This window comes from Bdellovibrio sp. ZFWA1, from assembly GCF_056175665.1.
This window is the reverse complement of sequence record NZ_JBJKJH010000002.1, coordinates 60964-76882: the sequence shown is the minus strand read 5'-3', so window position 1 is coordinate 76882 and position 15919 is coordinate 60964. Positions and strand designations below refer to the sequence as shown.

Here is a 15919-nt window from a genome sequence, read left to right as displayed (position 1 = left end):
TTACTTTACCGTCAATCCATCCTTCAGGGCTTGATTTTGCGCTTGAAGAGCTGGCACCAATCCGATCAGAAAGCCCAAGACCAAAGTAACCAGCAAATAAATTAATTCGGTTGAGGTAAATAATGGACCAACCAAGTAAAGACCGAACTCGGATTCAAGCCATGGCCCCAAGCCAAGGACAATGGCCACAGAACCTGCAGCTCCTAGCAAAACACCTGTAAAGGTCAGAATAAATGATTCTAAGACCAACAAAAAAGTGATTTGATTCAATCCGGCCCCGATGGCGCGAAGAATGGCCATTTCTCGGCGACGTTCATTCAAAGTCGTCATCAACGCAATTAACATCGACGACAATCCAACCGCTATCACCATCCAAGAAATAATCTTTAATATTTTTTCGACGTATCCCAAACCATTCCACAATTCGCTTAAAACTACTCCCGGGATGATGGCCAACAATGGCTCTTCTTTGTAGGTATTGATTTCCCTCTGCAAACGCAAGGTCTCGATGCGGCTCTTAGTGCGAAGGAAAAAGGCTGTGATCGTTTGAACTTTTAAATCATCTGCCTTGATCTGATCTTTGGTTATGACCTGATCCGGAGTCGGAGCTGCCCCTGTACTCCAGTCAATATGTACAGCCTCTAAACTCAAAAGACTAACATAGACAGCTCGATCCAACGGTGTCCCTGTCGGCTGCATGATACCTACAATTTTGAAGGGTTTGTCGTCATGCTTTTGAATCCCTTCACCCTTTGTCACTCCATGAGCGATGACTATCTCATCGCCGACTTTATACTTCAGCTTTCGCTCAACTTCGGACCCGATCACGACATCCCATAGTCCCTCAAAAATTCTGCCAGACTGAAGTTGTACCGAGCGATCCCCACGAAATCTATAATGTTTAAAAAAATCTTCCGACGTACCTACAACCCGAAAGCCTCGATGCCCGTCACCTAACGAATAAGGAATTGTCCACTCGATGGCTGGATGACTTTTAAACTGCTGAAAAGTTTCATAGGAAATATTATGAGTGGCATTTCCCATATTAAAGACAGAATACAATAACAACTGAAGGGGACCACTTCGAGCCCCAACGATAAGATCTGTTTTAGAGATCGTCTGCGTGAAACCATCTTCTGCCGCATGCCGGGCCTTCTCGACCCCCAAAAGAAGACTTACACTCAATGCGATACTTAACACCGTTAAAATACTAGCAAGCTTCCTGTTACAAAGAGACTTCCATGCTAAGACTAAAAGAACTTTCATAGATATTCAGCTCCACCAAAGCTAGCTTGATTGATCTCGGACAATGAAATCGAGCGATCAAATAAATGCTGTATCGTTCGATCATGGGATACAAAAACCAACGTCGTACCCTGCTCTTTGCACAAATCAAATAAAACCTTTAAAAACCGTTCGCGGTGATCTTGATCTAAAGCCGATGTCGGCTCGTCAGCTAAAATGACCTGCGGCTTTGCTAACAAGGCCCGTGCCACAGCAACCCGTTGTTGCTGCCCGACAGAAAGCTCCATCACTTTATCATTTATATGTGATGCTAGCCCTAGTCTTTGAATCAATGAATCCATTTCTTTTAAAAGAGCTGATTCATTTTTTAGCCCATTCTGGCGCAAAGACAATGGCAATAATATATTCTCTTGAACAGATAAATAAGGAATCAAATTGAAACTCTGAAAGATATAACCCAAGTTCAAAGAGCGAAATTGATCTCTTTGTCCCGAATTCATAGTTACAAGATCAATACCATTAATTTTAACATGTCCAGACTGTGGCACCAACACCCCGGCAAGAACCTCTAACAATGTTGTCTTCCCCGTCCCCGAGGGACCGAAGAGAAAGACTTTCTCCCCAGCCTGAATCGTTAAACTAGGAATTTGCAAAGTTGGTTTGCTTTTGCCGGGATAAGTAAATTGCAGTGCCGTTAAAGTGATCATTATTTTTTAAACTCGATCAGACCCTGACCGCCCTTAAGCTCTTGTTGCTTTTGAAGATCATCGACAAGAATCTCTACCTTAAGGGCTTTAACTCCCGCAAAAACTTTTCCTAATAGGATTTCCATTTTTTGACCCGCCAAAGCCTTATTACATTGAACGTCCCACTGTGCTTCGATCTCGCTGTGACTGCCATCGAATTTCTGTTCAACATTTGCCTTTGAAATTTCACAGCCCATATCCTTGAACTCAAAAACCTGACTGCCCACCTTCAAAGTTTCCAGCGCTTTGGCAACAGTTGCTTTATCCTTGGGAGTTTTTGCTTTGTGCTCGAATCCGATAATGTTTCCCGCCGGAGTTTCGAGCTCGATCTTTCCTTTAGCTCCCTCGAACGCAATCGACAACGAGGCTTCACCATGAACATGGGCACCATGTTCACGATGATCGTGATGATGTCCCTCTCCGGCAAAAGAAAAAATGGGGGCCACAAGCAATGCGAAAATAAACTGAGACATGGGAACTCCTTTTCTATTTGTATTCTTCGATATAATCGCCCGTCAGTTCAAATGAGGACTCTCCGTAAATTGAACGTGTCGTTGTTAAACGCAATTTTCCATAAACCCAGATCGGACCAAACGCCACATCAACACCTTTTGGAATTTTAACATGAACCATTTGATTAGGTGGAGGTGGCGGCACATGAATACAGGCCTGCGGTGAAGGCACTAATAAAAATTCAGTAACTAATTTTTGTTCGTCCTCGAGGGGGACCATGAAGCCAGGAATGCGAACTCGTTGCCCATCCAATGCCGTCAGTTCTGATGACGCTTTTCCGGTCACAAAATCAAGCTCTCCAAGAAGACGCCAATCGACCTCAGTGCCCGAACCCGAGCCTGCGCTATTTGAAAAGTGCTGATAGATCACAGCACCAGTTACTACGGACAATAAAAGAACGCCAATGAGTACGAATTTTTTCATATATCTATGTAAATCCGGCTCTGAATTAATTGCAAGTCTTTTGCTTTTGGGAATAGATTCGCTAAGGGAGTTAAAGCTTTTTAACTACCCATTCCCTCGGCACTCGAACTTGCGCACCGAAGACACCCCCAGCATCTTCTTCGCCGACTCCCAAGATCATCGCAACATGAGCTTTGCCCCGAATTCCCAACAAGGACTTCACTCGGCATTGATCAAAACCTTCCATAGGACATGAAGCATATCCTTGTGCCGTTAGAGCCAACATCAGGTTTTCACAGGCCAAGGCTGTAGTTTTACTGGCAACTTCATACATCTCTGAACGAAATGCAGGTCCGCGAGGTACGGGCCTAAAAAGCCCCATAACCGAAAACATGACTTTTTTAAAAAGTCCTGAAGCTCCCAAATGGGTCATGAATGTAGACAAAAGGAATCAATTTTAAATAGTAATCAAAAACCGACTTTGGGGTTTTGCTGGGACTTTTTTTAAACTGCTCAACTAAATAATCACGATGCCGCGCCCAAGAGTCAAGCCTAGCAACACAGACGATAAGATCCGAAGCCGTGGCCGCAGCCCCTTGAGAAAAGCAGGCTTTCACTAATTCTTTTTTCACGGAGTCTGAACGAACCCAAATAAATTCCCAAGGCTGCAAATTGGAACTATTTGGAGCAATCAAAGCAGCATCAATGGCCTTTTCAATCACAGCTTCAGGCACTGCTGTCGCTGTAAATTTTCGAACAGAGCGACGCTTTTGAACGACTTCAAAAAAATCCATGACGACTCCGATTTGCGAGGCGCTACTTGCGCCCCAACTTGATATCTTGCCCTTTGCTCCATCCCGGGATTTTCACAAAACCAGAACGCGACCACACAAAAGTTAAAACTATTCCGACAATCAACATTGCCACACTCAACCACTGGCCTCGAGTTAAACCCAGCGCTTGAAATCCAATTTGGGCATCAGGCATTCGGAAGTTCTCATTAATAATTCGCACAATGGCATACGTGATCACGAAATAACCTGCAATGAATCCCGGCTTCCGAGACTTCCGCCACAACCAGAACAAAACCAGAAAGGTAAACAGCCCCTCAAGAGCCGCTGCGATTAATTGTGAAGGATAACGAGGTGTCAGCAAAGGCTCTATCGCGGCGCGAGCCGCCTCGTTGCCGAATTGAATCTCGTGCACAATTCTTGTCAGTCCGTCATAGACGTGCTGTCTTGAAGCCGCATCGAATCGGAAATTAGAAAGCCAAGTCAGCCATTCTTCACGATTTAGACCTACTTTATCAACCACTGATGCCAAACCTTGCAGACGATCAAACTCTGCATTGGGCCACAAAAAAATATCCGAAGGAAACTTCACAGGAAAAGGAAAAGACGCTGGAGCCTCGCGGCCTACAAGTTCTCCGTTGATGAAGTTGGCAATTCGCCCCATGAAAACACCGATAGGTCCTGCGACGGCCACAAGATCAAACAAGTACAAAGTATTTAATCCATTTTTTCGAGCATATAAAATACAGGCAACTACGATTCCGATAATACCACCATGAGAAGCCATCCCGCCCTCGTTGACAGCCAATACTCCCCAAAACGGAAACTCTGGTTTAAATTTTAAAAACAAATCTGGAGCATAAAACAAGCAATAACCCAAGCGACCACCGACAAGAGTTCCAATGGCCCCGTAGGTAATAAAATCACCAACCATCGCAGCCGTTAAGCCAGCACGCTGGCGCTGCACAAGCCATGTGATAAAATAGTAACAAAATACAAAGCCCGCCATATAAGAAAGGCCGTACCAACGAACACCAAAATCACCTGAAATCTGAATCGCAAATGGGTCTAAATTGTGTACAAACATCCACAGTCCTTCTCAAATTGATCACTGTTTGTGAAATACTTGGTGAGCCTTCAGCCTCCAAGGCAAAATAGAGATATGAAAGCACAGAATAGATTAATTCATACTCCGAGAGTCTTTAATTGGATAGCCCTTTTTTTAGGAGTTCTCTTCTGGGGTTTGAGTGCTCCTGTCGAGACCTTAGCTCAAAGCCGCAGCGCAGGAAACTATTGGGGGCAACGGTCTGCCCAGCGAGAAGCCTCGCGATGGACACTTGAAGAGTGGCTCGCTCAGAAGGACCGCAATGCCATGATGGATCTGTGGCTTGCATTCAATCAATCGTCTCCGTATGAATTCACCACTACATTGACTTATTTAAGCTATAAACTAAATAACGACGATGGAGCCGGCACCCTCACTGAAAAGTCAAATGTCTCGAATCGCGGACAACTTCAAGCCTATGCTAGTATTTTTGGCTTGGCCTTCGAGCATGAACACAATATCCCCGAGAACTCGAGCGAGAGCACGGGACTTTTTCAACTTCGCCTACTAGGAGACTCTCTACAGAATACTCATCTGACCGCGTTTTACGGACTACGCACAAAGCACTACGCTGCAACGACGACCGATGCTGCGACTAGCGTTGGACAAAATGTCGCCGGCATAGAGCTTCAAATGTATCTGGCTAAATATTTTGGAGTACGCGGAGAATATCGACAAAATTTAAAAACTGAAAATGCTGTTTTTGGCGATGTGACGGGCTCGCAAAGTGAGGCTGGGCTATTTATCGATTTTGGTCCCGTCCGCGTCTTTGGCGACTGGTACCAAGAAAAAGAAATCCGTAAAAACACAACAACGTTGATTGAAAAAAAAGTAGACCGTTCAGGCATTAAATCAGGTCTTAAAATTTTCTTTTAAAAAGACATAAAAAAAGGGGCTTCAAAGCCCCTTTTCACTAACTAATCACTACTCAAGGTGAACTAGTTTATTGTCACCACTAACGAAGAAAGTCTCAGACTCTTCGATGTGAGTCACAGGAGTGTCAACACTCCACTTCATAACCATTTGCATTCCAGCAACTGGGTTGTCAGTTGTACCCATGTTGAAAACAGATGGAATTTCAGCAGTCGCATTGAATGTGAAGCCCCATGATACGTTCAAGCTTGCAGGCATGAATGTAGCGTTAGTTACATACTTACCTTTACCGTTCATTCCGCCACCTGCTGTGAAAGTCACACGGTAAGCAAAAGTCACAACTTCAGCACCGAAACCGTTTTCATAAACAACTTCGTAAACTTTAGATTGAGGAATCTGCCAACCAGAAAGTTCATTCCAGCAAGACAAACCACGAGGAAGAGCATTTGCAACGTCCATTTTAACGTTTACAACTGGGCGACCCGCTTCGATGATATTCCAAACCTTACGACCTAAATTGATGATTTGATCAAGATAGATATCAAGTTGAGTAAGTGGATTCAATTCAGCATCAGCACCCTTAACTGGAGCTGCCATTGGAGACAACAATTCCCCATTTGCGTTAACCGCAGCACAATTTGCCATTACTGGCGTAGCCATAACCGCAGTACCTTCGTACTTTTCAGTTACATCGCGAACAGACACTTTCTTAATTTGAAAGTATGCGTCTTCAACTGCCATTGCTGGCGTTGCTAAAGAAAGAACTAAACCTAAACTCATCAATTGGATCATTAATTTCATGAACCCCTCCCCTATGCGGACGGGTTCTAACAGAAGGTTTCTTCTATTTTCAATAGAAATAAACTTGAGGCCGTTAGCGTCAGAAAGTTTTAATCAAGAGTAATGCAGGAAATAGCCAATTTTTGTTGTAAGTGACTGTAGTTTTTGTAGAGCCCACTGTTTTGCTTGTATAATCAGCATTATAATAGTTTATCTGAATCCCTAGCCTTAAACGCTCCCCAATCTCGGGTGTCGCGGCAAAACTAGCTAAATAAGAAGTCCCCGTCCAATCCTCTTGAGTTGTTCCGTTCGATTGACTAGCTGTAGCTAATATATTGTAGTTCACAGAAAACATATAATTCCGGCGTGAGCCCAAGAAATACCGAACAGCGATCCCCATGTCTTGAGTTTCAAGCGTATTTTTAGTCGTGCCCACTTTCTCATCAAGTGAAACACTTCCATAACTCCAGCCCATAAATAGATTTTTAGTTAGATCGACCAGAAAAGCACCTTGCCAAAATGTTCCCGCATTTTCTGAGTCTGTCCCTGCATCTTGGGTACCAGATTGGTAAAAACCTTGCCCCTCAAAGCCCCACTCGGCCTTAAGCTTCGGACTGAACAACAAGGTAAACAAAAAAAGCTGTAAAAAAATCTTCACAGCTTTCTTATCGGTTTTGTTTTAGTTTTATACAGTCCAGGACAGGGAGCACCTACTTATTTCTACTTAGCAAAGCTGCATAGAAGCCATCAAACCCGTGCACGGCCGGCAGTATTATTTTTTCCTCGACCAGAGTCCAATCAGTATTGCTAGATAAAAAGTTCTGCACTTGTTCTTGATTCTCTGAGGGAAACAGGCTGCAAGTCGCATAAACTAGGCTGCCACCATTTTTAGTCATCTGCGAGTAGTCCTGCAAAATCTGACGTTGCAATTCGCGCAAACGCTCAAACTCTTCCGGCTTCAGTTTCCACTTTGAATCTGGGTTCCTTCGCAATACACCCATCCCAGAACATGGAACATCCAGCAAAACCTTATCGAAGCTTTTCTCTAGACGTTTGATGGTTTTGCTGTTTTCAATGACACGGGTCTCAATAATATCAACACCCGCTCGTCGCGCGCGATTTTTAAGCTCTTTCAATTTCCACTCATGAATATCCATGGAAATAATTTTGCCCTTATTAGCCATGAGCGCTGCCAAATGGAGCGACTTACCACCACCCCCAGCACAGGCATCAGCAACCCGGTCTCCGGCTTTGGGCGCCAACAGCGGAGCCACCAATTGCGAAGCCACGTCTTGCATCTCGAAAAAACCTTTATGAAAGGTCTTTGTCGCATGAACATTCTTTCGTTCATTCAATCTTAATGCATGAGGCGCGACCGCCCCCACCGGTGTCGTGGCAATATCTTCATTTTGAAGATCCTCTAGAACTTGCCCCAAAGAGGCCTTCAGAGTGTTTACGCGAAGAAAGGCCTCTGCTGGTTTATTTAAAACCTGAAGATTGGGCAGCCATTGCGCCCCTAATTCGGCCTGACCTTTTTCGAAAAGCCAATCTGGAATAGATTGCAGAATCGCCGGATTTTTAATTTGTTCTGCTTTGGTTTTTACTTCTGATAAACGCAGACCTTGAAGCTCGTTCCAGTCTGGCAGTTCATGCCCTTGCATCAATGAATAGGCACCCCAAATTTTCCAGTAATTTTTTTCTACCGCCAAGGCTTCGTAGTAGCGATACCATCGAGTCAATTCATAGACTGTCTCAGCAAAATAACGACGATCTCGCCCACCCCACTTCGGGTGCGCTTTGAACATTTTTTCGATCACTTTATCAGCGTAAAACCCTTGTTCAAAAATTTGTTCTAAAGCCAATACAATCTGACTGACAAGGTGACGATGAAACTTCACGGTAACTCCTTAGAAACGGCCCAACTAGAAGGTAAAAAGGGCCCCGCCGGTCAGGAATGTTCCATTCAGTTGCCCACTCGTCAACAAATGAAGATGATTTTTCAGACCACTTTCAATAAAAAAGCCCACATTATCTGCAACATCAAAAAATCGAGCCCCAGCAACGAGCTGATAGTCCAAAGAAACCGAAGATTCTCCTGAAACCTGTTTAAAGAAAATACCAGGCCCGACGCCGACTCCAAAATAAAGCGGGAACTTTGAATTCGCCTCTGGGAATGTCAGCAAAGGCAGAATTGAAAACTTCAAAGGCTTTTCGTCGCCCCCAACGTCGAATTCTTGGAAATCCAACCGAATATTCCAATCTAGCTGGCCATTCCACTCATCAACGCGATAAGTGACCCCGCCCGTAAACTGTCCGACGTCTTTCTTGGATTTTCCATACCACTCGTAGGACTGAGATCCCATATACTTTCCAATATGTAAGGCCAAATAATGATCAATGCTTCCGCGTGACTGTGCTGGGCGACGTTCACCGCTATCAGAGCTTTGGAAGTACTTCGCTGCTGCCGCTCTGCCAACCCGAGGGGCGTCTTCTGCAACCGAGACCGAACAGACCAGTAATGAAAGGTTTATTGTCAGTTTAATCAGTGGTTTAACTAGGCGCATAATTCCTCCGAGCAGCCCTCATTGTAACTTCCTGGGTCCCGGGCGAAAAGACGAGGAAAGGTCTAGGCGCTATGCATCTAAAAATGACTCCATCGTCTTGTTGACTCACACAGGAGGCCTTTATAGATTGCCCGACGAAGGAGAGGTCTGAATGAAATGCCCTTTTTGTGGACATAGCGAAGACAGAGTCTTGGACACCCGTATCCAGAAGGATGGGGCCATTCGTCGTCGTCGTGAATGCCTAGAATGTCGCGGTCGTTTCACTACCGCCGAGACCATTGTCCTGAACCTTCCGTTCATCATTAAGAAAGATGGCCGTCGCGAACCTTATTCAAAAGAGAAAATTTTTAAGGGCCTGCAGGCTTCGACTCAAAAAAGGCCCGTTTCGTTAGCGCAAGTTGAAGCTGTTGTTGAACGAATCACGGCTTGGGTTGTCAATCGCGGAGACAGCGAGATTTCTTCTAGATTGATCGGCAAAAAAGTCATGGCTGAACTTAAGCAGTTGGATGACGTTGCCTACGTTCGTTTTGCCAGCGTCTATCGAACTTTCAAAGACGTCCAAGAGTTCGTAAATTCATTAGAAGACGCCGAGCTTTTAGATCTGGTTGATCCTAACAGTCCCCAGCTTCCACTGACTCCAATGGTAGACCTAAATTTTGTAGAAAAAAATGGACTGGAAAAACCGCTCGAGAAGTCGCAAGATAAAACCTCTTACAAAAACACTGTAAAAACTGATCAAGAAAAGACTGAACAAAATGAGAAGACAATCACGAGAAATCGCCCTACAGACCTTATTTCAAACTGAATTTGCTCCACAAGTGAGCTATGCACATCTGTTAGAAATACTGGGCGAGACTCATGATAAAGAAGTCATTCAGTACGCAGATGATATCGTTAAAGGCGTGCAAACCTATAAAGCTGAAATCGATGGACGTATCCAGTCTTCCTCGGCTCACTGGAAAGTAGACCGCATGGCGACGATTGACCGCAATATTGCTCGAATTGCGGTTTGGGAAATGCAATTCTCTCGCGACATGGTTAAACCCAACATCGCCATCAATGAAGCTATTGAAATCGCAAAAAAATATGGCTCTTCAGAATCTCCCGGATTCCTCAACGGATTGCTTGATCAAGTTGCCCGATCTCGCGCATAATTTGAATCAAGAAGCTCGCAAAATCGAGGGGATTCAATTTGGCTAACGTACTATCACTGGCAAGTTCTAGAAACTCTGGCGCGGACCTCTGGGTCCTGCCTAATCCAGAAAATGGACGCCATACGTATCCGTTGGACCGCAGTTTGAACTTTCAGATTACCAAGGCGTCCCGTCATCGCCGTCATAAGCTTTCTCATCATCTTGATGGGATTCTAAAAGAAACCGAAATCGCCCTTTCGCCTCTGAAACTTGATGACGAGGCCCCACTTCTTATTCCCACGCAATTGCACCTGCCAAATCGTTGGGTGCTGGTGGTGCCATTTACCGATTTAAAATCCTGGACTCGTCAGATCCACGATACCTGGAAGGGTTTAGGGGAACCCTCTTTTCGAGTTTTCTTACCAATTGGACAAAATGCTGGCGACTTTCAAAAAATATGGCAGACTTATTCTGGAAATGAAGATTACTCTTTAGTTCTTGAATAAGGAGACCCTGTGGATCAGATTTTTTCAGCGATTGTTTCATTTAAAAAAAATCTTGAAGCCCTTTTAGAAAATGATTTAGACAAAAATCACGAAGAAATTGAAAAGACCAAGCAGGGTTTCGAAGTTTCTCAAGATCCGGTGCTTATTAATTCTTTAGCAACGGGACTTCCAGACGACTCGACAGATCGAGCGATCGCCCTGTTTTCTCGGCTATCTTATTTATTCGATGCGGGCATCTTTCTGGAAAATCAAGATGGCCCCTACAAAGCACAAGCCTACTTTCACAAAAGTGTCATAGAACCTTTAAAAATCGATCCGCGCCCTATAATCTCGCTTCCTCATGTTGATCTGATGACAGTTCTTTCGACTTCGTCAGCGCAGGTGCTTGAGAAACTGAATCTAAATCATTTAGATCCAGAAGGCGACGGTAAAGCCTTGCTCTTAAAGCTCACTCCAGAGTTTTCCTTCGTGTTGATATCGCACTTACCTGATCTTTGGTTGAAGTCTCATATCGAAAAAGTCCTTGAAGCCATTCACCGCGGAATTGCTGAATGAGCCAGCCCTACACGATCTATATTATTTCCGACGGAACCGGGGAAACAGCAGCGACAATGATTCGCGCTGCTCTGGTGCAATACTCGGGAAAAGAGATAAACCTCATCCGTCACAAAAACATACGCTCGGATCAACAGATTGAATCTATCATTGATGAATGTTTTGAACGGCGAGGTATGATCGTTTACACCGTCGCAATTCCACAGATGCGACAAAAAATCCGCGAGCTTGCAGCATCAAAAGGAATTCCCTATCACGACCTCTTAGGACCGATGCTAAATACTTTAGATACCTTTTTCGGAGTCGCTTCAGAATCGAATGTGGGCGTACTTCGGGCTGTAGATGAAAGTTACTTTAAAAGAATTGAAGCCATCGAGTACACGGTGAAACATGACGATGGAAAAACGATGGCCGAACTGGCTAAGGCTGATATCGTTTTAGTCGGCATTAGTCGAACATCAAAAACACCTTTAAGCATTTTCCTGTCGCATAAAGGATGGAAAGTGGCGAATGTCCCAATGGTCTTAGACACTCCACTCCCCGAAGAACTATTCAAGATCGATCAGCGTCGCATCGTTGGATTGATTATCGATATGGAATCCCTGCAAAGAGTGCGTCGCAGTCGACTGGAAAAGTTTGGCCAAGATCCCGGTGGGGAATATGCCTCGATGTCTCATATTGCAAAAGAGATCGAATACGCCGAGAAAATTTTCAAACAAAATCGACGTTGGCCCGTTTTTAATGTTACAGATCGCGCCCTCGAGGAAACGGCAGGAGAAATCGTCCGCGTTATTTCAATGCGCCTAGGCCTGCCAACGTCAGTACTATTTTAAGAATATTTTTCTTGTTTAGAAAGTGTCTGGAATAAAACTTCGGCCAGTAATTTGCCTTCGCCACCTTTTTTAGAATAAAAGTAAAGATCGACGTCATAGCTAAAATCACGTACGTGAATTCGCGAAAGACGTCCCGAACGCACTTGTTTTCTAATCGAGTGTGAGGGTAAAAATCCCCATCCCAATCCAGTTTCAATAACCCGCTTTAGCGTACCTACGTTGCTGGACTCAAAAATCGAAGGCGGCAATGATCCTAAATTGCCCAAGCTCACTTCCATCTTTTTATTGAACCCAGGATACTCTCCGGCAAAGTGCACTAAAGGATAAGTGCCAATTTCTTTTAAGCTGATCTGAGACGGCAATCCAACTTCTTTTCCAGCTCCTACCAGCCACATTTCTTCTTTTTGCAAAAAGCGCTTATCAGCCCCTTCAACCTCGATATCGAATTCACTTTGGGTCTCGGGTAAGATCACAACATCCAGGCTGCCTTTTTTAAATAAGCGCACCAACTCATCACCCTTGCCGTACTCGAACTTCAAGCACAACTCGGGATTATGCCTCATCAGACGCCCAACAATGGGACTCATTAAATGCAATCCAATCGAATTCATCGTGCCAACTCGAAGCGTCCCCTTCAGCTCGGCCCCGATGGACTTAATCGAAATTTCAGCTTGCTGGACCAAAGCCAAGATTTTTTTGGCTTGCTCGTAAAGAATCTCGCCCTGAGGAGTGGCTTTAATTTGGCGCACCCCTCGAACTAATAGTTCAACTCCAAGATCTTCCTCTAAATTTCGAATCTGCTGACTGACCGCAGGTTGAGTCAGATAAAGCTTATCAGCAGCCGCGGTCATACTGCCCTCCGCAATCACCGTCACAAAAGTTTGTAGTTGATACAGATTCTTCATTTGAATTACTCCTCTTGTTGCCTCTATAATGAAAGCGTTAAACAAGGATGTTTATGATGAAGCTTATTAAATTAGCCGCACTTACGATGATTCTAGCGACAAGCACAGCAAACGCCAAGGTCTTCCGCAATGCCTATATATCTTTTGAAATGCCCGAGTCTTGGAACTGCAACCTCGAGCAAACAGAGTGGGTCTGCCGAAGCGAACAAAGTAAAGAATCCAAAGAGGCCATTATCATTCTGACTGCTAAAGAAGTAGGACCGACCGATTCAATTCCATTGTATGAGTCTCACTTGAATGAACCCATGGCCATTCAACTTCGTGGTGGTGAAGTTTCACAGTCTAAAGTCCAGTACAAAGCCAAACAAGTCTCGATCAACGATCAACTTTGGATTGATGGACTTCACTTAGGATCAGAAGTACCAAACTACTTCACTCGCTACCTCGCAACGATCAAAGAAAAAATTGCCATACTCATCACGTTCTCGGCTCATAAAGATTTCTACACAAAGTACTCTGCTGATTTCTTTAAAGCCGTGCAAAGCTTGCGAGTCATTGCTGCGAAAAATCTATTAGCGGGTCGGGACACGGGAATCAGACCTGGATCTGAAACTTTAGGTGGCCCCATCGGAGCCGCAATTCCCGGCGACATGATGGGAGCTGACGAATTAGCAGGAAAGAAAAAGGGTGGCATGAACGTTAAAATACTTGGCGGAGCCCTTTTACTTGCAGTCATCGGTATTTACCTTCTGATCAAACGCAAAAAGAAGAAATAAAAAAAGGGACCGTAAGGTCCCTTTTTTTTATTAGCTATGCATTTTTAATATCACGATCCAATAACCGAATAGCTTCAACAGTTGCCTCGGTACTGACATCGAAGGCATTGCCCTCTCCAAGCATTTGCAAGGCGCTTTGCTTATTTCCAGACTCTACCGCCTTTAAAACTGAACCTGCTGCTTTATGAAATTGTGCATGTTTAACCTTTAAGTTTTCATAAGAACTAAGCTGCGCAAACTGAACACCTTGGCCATATATCCACTGCCCTAATGCGCATTGGTCGTCTTTGCATACATGAACGCTCTGAAGCTGCTCTGAGGATCTACCATCAATAAAATCTTTTAAACGAACCTTCCATTTTAAGTGAGCAGCAATCGCCTCATCAGCTTTGAATTCTGTCAAGACTGCAGTTGAATCAGCAGAGTTCATCCCTCGCAACTCTCGATCTAACACTGAAACAATTCGCATCAATCCTTCAGCTTGATTCATAGCCTCTTTCGAGTATTCTGAAGCCTTCACCGCGACCCCACTATTTTCCATCGTCGAACGCTCTAAATCATTGATGGCCGTCGATATCTGCAAAATTCCCGCAGATTGCTCCTGACTAGCATGAGCAATCTCAGTATTTAATGAAGTCACTTTTTTAATACTTTCTAAAATTTCCTTCATAGCATCATTGACGCTATCCGCACTTTGCTTTCCTTTAGATATAGAAGACAAAGAATCTTGGATTAAGGTTCCAATTTCTTTTGCGGAATTAGCACTTCTTTGCGCCAAAGATCTTACGGCATCAGCTACGACTGCAAATCCTTTTCCATGCTCTCCCGCGCGTGCTGCCTCAACCGAAGCATTTAAAGCTAACAAATTTGTTTGAAAAGCGATGTCATCGATTATCTGCATGATCTCTTCAATTTTTTTCGCACTGCCTGAAATTGCATCCATATTATTTTGTAATACATCTACGTCTTTAACCCCAACTTCGACCTTTTGACTGGCGATCTGGGCGATGTCCTGGGCTTGTAAAGAGTTTGCAGCGTTCGTTTTTACAATACTTGATAGCTCCTCTAAAGAAGCGCTGGTCTCTTCAATCGCGGCGGCCTGAGTCGCCGATGAATCAGCCACTGACTTAGAAGCCCCAAGTAATGAATCTCCGACCCTAATTGATTTTTCTGAATGAGCTTTTAACTCGACAACAGCAGCTCCGAAGGCTCCAACAGTTTGGTTTACTGTCATCGCAAGGTAAGCCGAAAATAATATTGCAAATATCAATAAAGCTGACGAAACACCCAGGCGCAATTTCATGGTATTATTAAGTTCATCTACTCGATGCGCCACCATAAAGCGAAAGTCTTTTTGGATACCATTTAATATAGAACTATTTCCCACAAACTCTTGTACAACCCTAGATATCAAAACGCCATCAATCTGCTGTTTAGATAAAATTTCAGCTAAAACACTATTCAAAGCTTCGCTTTGTTTTTTGATTTTGGATTCATATCCATCAATGTTTTTAATGACTTCAGCACTTTCTCCGTAGTATTGAGAATCAAACTGTTTAACTTTTGAAAAATTAAGTAAAATCTTTTCAGTGATTTCCCCAAGGACAACCTTAACATGATATATGTCCCGCAACTGATCTTCACTTAAAGATCCTTTCTGAGCTTCAGCTGCATACATTATGGCTTTGGCTTCGATCTCGTGAATACTAGGAATCCAGGTAATCATATTGTCCATTAAGTAATACGTATCCGAGTCTGGATCGAGCATGATGTTATGTGTATCGGCGATCGCTTCACGAACAAACTTCAATCCTACCAAGGCGTCATAAAGAGCTTTGCCAGATGCCTTATCTTGGGATGAAGAATTAATATAACTTTTAACGACACTTTTTGCTTTAGCTTTGTCAAACTCAACATCTTCAATTTCTTGAAAGTACAGTTCCCATTTCTTTTCTAAAGCCGTCCACTCATCAGAATTTACATTTTCTTTTAATGACCGAAAATGAAGATTCAAGGACTCTTCCTTAACAATTGTTCCCGATATTAAGTGATCAACGCCTTCAAGTTCTTTTTTCGAAAAGTTAACAGTCTCTTGATTTCCTTGCCATAGATAGAACACAAGACTGATGATGGGAAAACAAAAGATAACAATAGATAAAATAAAACGTATATTAACACTGAGTCTTTTCATA

At 43.7% G+C, this 15919-nt stretch carries 19 protein-coding genes and 1 pseudogene; 7 read left to right on the top strand and 13 right to left on the bottom strand.

The window, feature by feature from the left end; genetic code table 11:
* The 7 genes from AC04MN_RS09945 to lgt form a co-directional block, all read right to left on the bottom strand.
* On the bottom strand, positions 1–1266 hold the full coding sequence (locus tag AC04MN_RS09945; RefSeq protein WP_475383051.1) for an ABC transporter permease: 1266 nt from the start codon (positions 1264–1266) through the stop codon (positions 1–3).
* Complete coding sequence (locus AC04MN_RS09940) at positions 1263–1952, bottom strand: ABC transporter ATP-binding protein (RefSeq protein WP_475383050.1); 690 nt, start codon at positions 1950–1952, stop codon at positions 1263–1265. Before AC04MN_RS09940 ends, AC04MN_RS09945 begins: the two co-directional genes overlap by 4 nt.
* A complete protein-coding gene (locus AC04MN_RS09935) occupies positions 1952–2464 on the bottom strand; it encodes a ZrgA family zinc uptake protein (RefSeq protein WP_475383049.1) in 513 nt (170 codons plus the stop codon). The genes AC04MN_RS09940 and AC04MN_RS09935 overlap by 1 nt, the downstream gene beginning before the upstream one ends.
* Before the next feature lie 13 nt (positions 2465–2477).
* Positions 2478–2927 carry a DUF3299 domain-containing protein gene (locus tag AC04MN_RS09930; protein WP_475383048.1) on the bottom strand — a complete coding sequence of 150 codons (450 nt, stop codon included), beginning with the start codon at positions 2925–2927 and terminating at the stop codon, positions 2478–2480.
* Between the two features lie 70 nt (positions 2928–2997).
* A complete protein-coding gene (locus AC04MN_RS09925) occupies positions 2998–3300 on the bottom strand; it encodes a nitroreductase family protein (protein WP_475383047.1) in 303 nt (100 codons plus the stop codon).
* A 7-nt stretch (positions 3301–3307) separates the two neighbouring features.
* On the bottom strand, positions 3308–3700 hold the full coding sequence (locus tag AC04MN_RS09920; RefSeq protein WP_475383046.1) for a nitroreductase family protein: 393 nt from the start codon (positions 3698–3700) through the stop codon (positions 3308–3310).
* A gap of 22 nt (positions 3701–3722) precedes the next feature.
* Entirely contained in the window at positions 3723–4784 is a 1062-nt protein-coding gene (gene lgt / locus AC04MN_RS09915; protein ID WP_475383045.1) for a prolipoprotein diacylglyceryl transferase, read from the bottom strand.
* 75 nt (positions 4785–4859) lie between these two features.
* Between lgt and AC04MN_RS09910 the strand changes: the two genes are divergently transcribed.
* Positions 4860–5678, top strand: a complete 819-nt coding sequence (locus AC04MN_RS09910) for a hypothetical protein (protein ID WP_475383044.1) — start codon at positions 4860–4862, stop codon at positions 5676–5678.
* 48 nt (positions 5679–5726) lie between these two features.
* On the opposite strand, the gene AC04MN_RS09905 is transcribed toward AC04MN_RS09910, so the two are convergent.
* From AC04MN_RS09905 to AC04MN_RS09890, 4 genes are all read right to left on the bottom strand, one after another.
* Entirely contained in the window at positions 5727–6476 is a 750-nt protein-coding gene (locus tag AC04MN_RS09905) for a hypothetical protein (protein WP_475383043.1), read from the bottom strand.
* Between the two features lie 79 nt (positions 6477–6555).
* Positions 6556–7113, bottom strand: a complete 558-nt coding sequence (locus tag AC04MN_RS09900) for a hypothetical protein (protein WP_475383042.1) — start codon at positions 7111–7113, stop codon at positions 6556–6558.
* Positions 7114–7165: 52 nt separating this feature from the next.
* Positions 7166–8353, bottom strand: a complete 1188-nt coding sequence (locus AC04MN_RS09895) for an RsmB/NOP family class I SAM-dependent RNA methyltransferase (protein ID WP_475383041.1) — start codon at positions 8351–8353, stop codon at positions 7166–7168.
* 24 nt (positions 8354–8377) lie between these two features.
* Positions 8378–9019 (bottom strand): hypothetical protein, encoded by a 642-nt coding sequence (locus AC04MN_RS09890; RefSeq protein WP_475383040.1) that lies wholly within the window; start codon positions 9017–9019, stop codon positions 8378–8380.
* Positions 9020–9170: 151 nt separating this feature from the next.
* Between AC04MN_RS09890 and nrdR the strand changes: the two genes are divergently transcribed.
* The 5 genes from nrdR to AC04MN_RS09865 are packed head-to-tail and all read left to right on the top strand — an operon-like array spanning position 9171 to position 12046.
* Positions 9171–9824, top strand: a complete 654-nt coding sequence (nrdR, locus tag AC04MN_RS09885) for a transcriptional regulator NrdR (RefSeq protein WP_475383039.1) — start codon at positions 9171–9173, stop codon at positions 9822–9824.
* Positions 9775–10173, top strand: a complete 399-nt coding sequence (nusB, locus tag AC04MN_RS09880; protein WP_475383038.1) for a transcription antitermination factor NusB — start codon at positions 9775–9777, stop codon at positions 10171–10173. The genes nrdR and nusB overlap by 50 nt, the downstream gene beginning before the upstream one ends.
* Positions 10174–10211: 38 nt before the next feature.
* Complete coding sequence (locus tag AC04MN_RS09875; protein WP_475383037.1) at positions 10212–10658, top strand: hypothetical protein; 447 nt, start codon at positions 10212–10214, stop codon at positions 10656–10658.
* Positions 10659–10667: 9 nt separating this feature from the next.
* On the top strand, positions 10668–11213 hold the full coding sequence (locus tag AC04MN_RS09870) for a GTP cyclohydrolase (RefSeq protein ID WP_475383036.1): 546 nt from the start codon (positions 10668–10670) through the stop codon (positions 11211–11213).
* Positions 11210–12046 carry a pyruvate, water dikinase regulatory protein gene (locus AC04MN_RS09865; protein WP_475383035.1) on the top strand — a complete coding sequence of 279 codons (837 nt, stop codon included), beginning with the start codon at positions 11210–11212 and terminating at the stop codon, positions 12044–12046. Before AC04MN_RS09870 ends, AC04MN_RS09865 begins: the two co-directional genes overlap by 4 nt.
* On the opposite strand, the gene AC04MN_RS09860 is transcribed toward AC04MN_RS09865, so the two are convergent.
* Positions 12043–12951, bottom strand: coding sequence for a LysR family transcriptional regulator (locus AC04MN_RS09860; RefSeq protein WP_475383034.1), 909 nt, complete (start codon positions 12949–12951; stop codon positions 12043–12045). The genes AC04MN_RS09865 and AC04MN_RS09860 overlap by 4 nt on opposite strands.
* A gap of 53 nt (positions 12952–13004) precedes the next feature.
* Here AC04MN_RS09860 and AC04MN_RS09855 point away from each other — a divergent pair, with 53 nt between their 5' ends.
* Positions 13005–13727 carry a hypothetical protein gene (locus AC04MN_RS09855; RefSeq protein ID WP_475383033.1) on the top strand — a complete coding sequence of 241 codons (723 nt, stop codon included), beginning with the start codon at positions 13005–13007 and terminating at the stop codon, positions 13725–13727.
* Positions 13728–13905: 178 nt separating this feature from the next.
* Here the strand turns inward: AC04MN_RS09855 and AC04MN_RS09850 are convergent.
* A pseudogene (locus AC04MN_RS09850) lies at positions 13906–15918 on the bottom strand (methyl-accepting chemotaxis protein); the annotation flags it as partial.
* Position 15919: the final 1 nt, after the last annotated feature.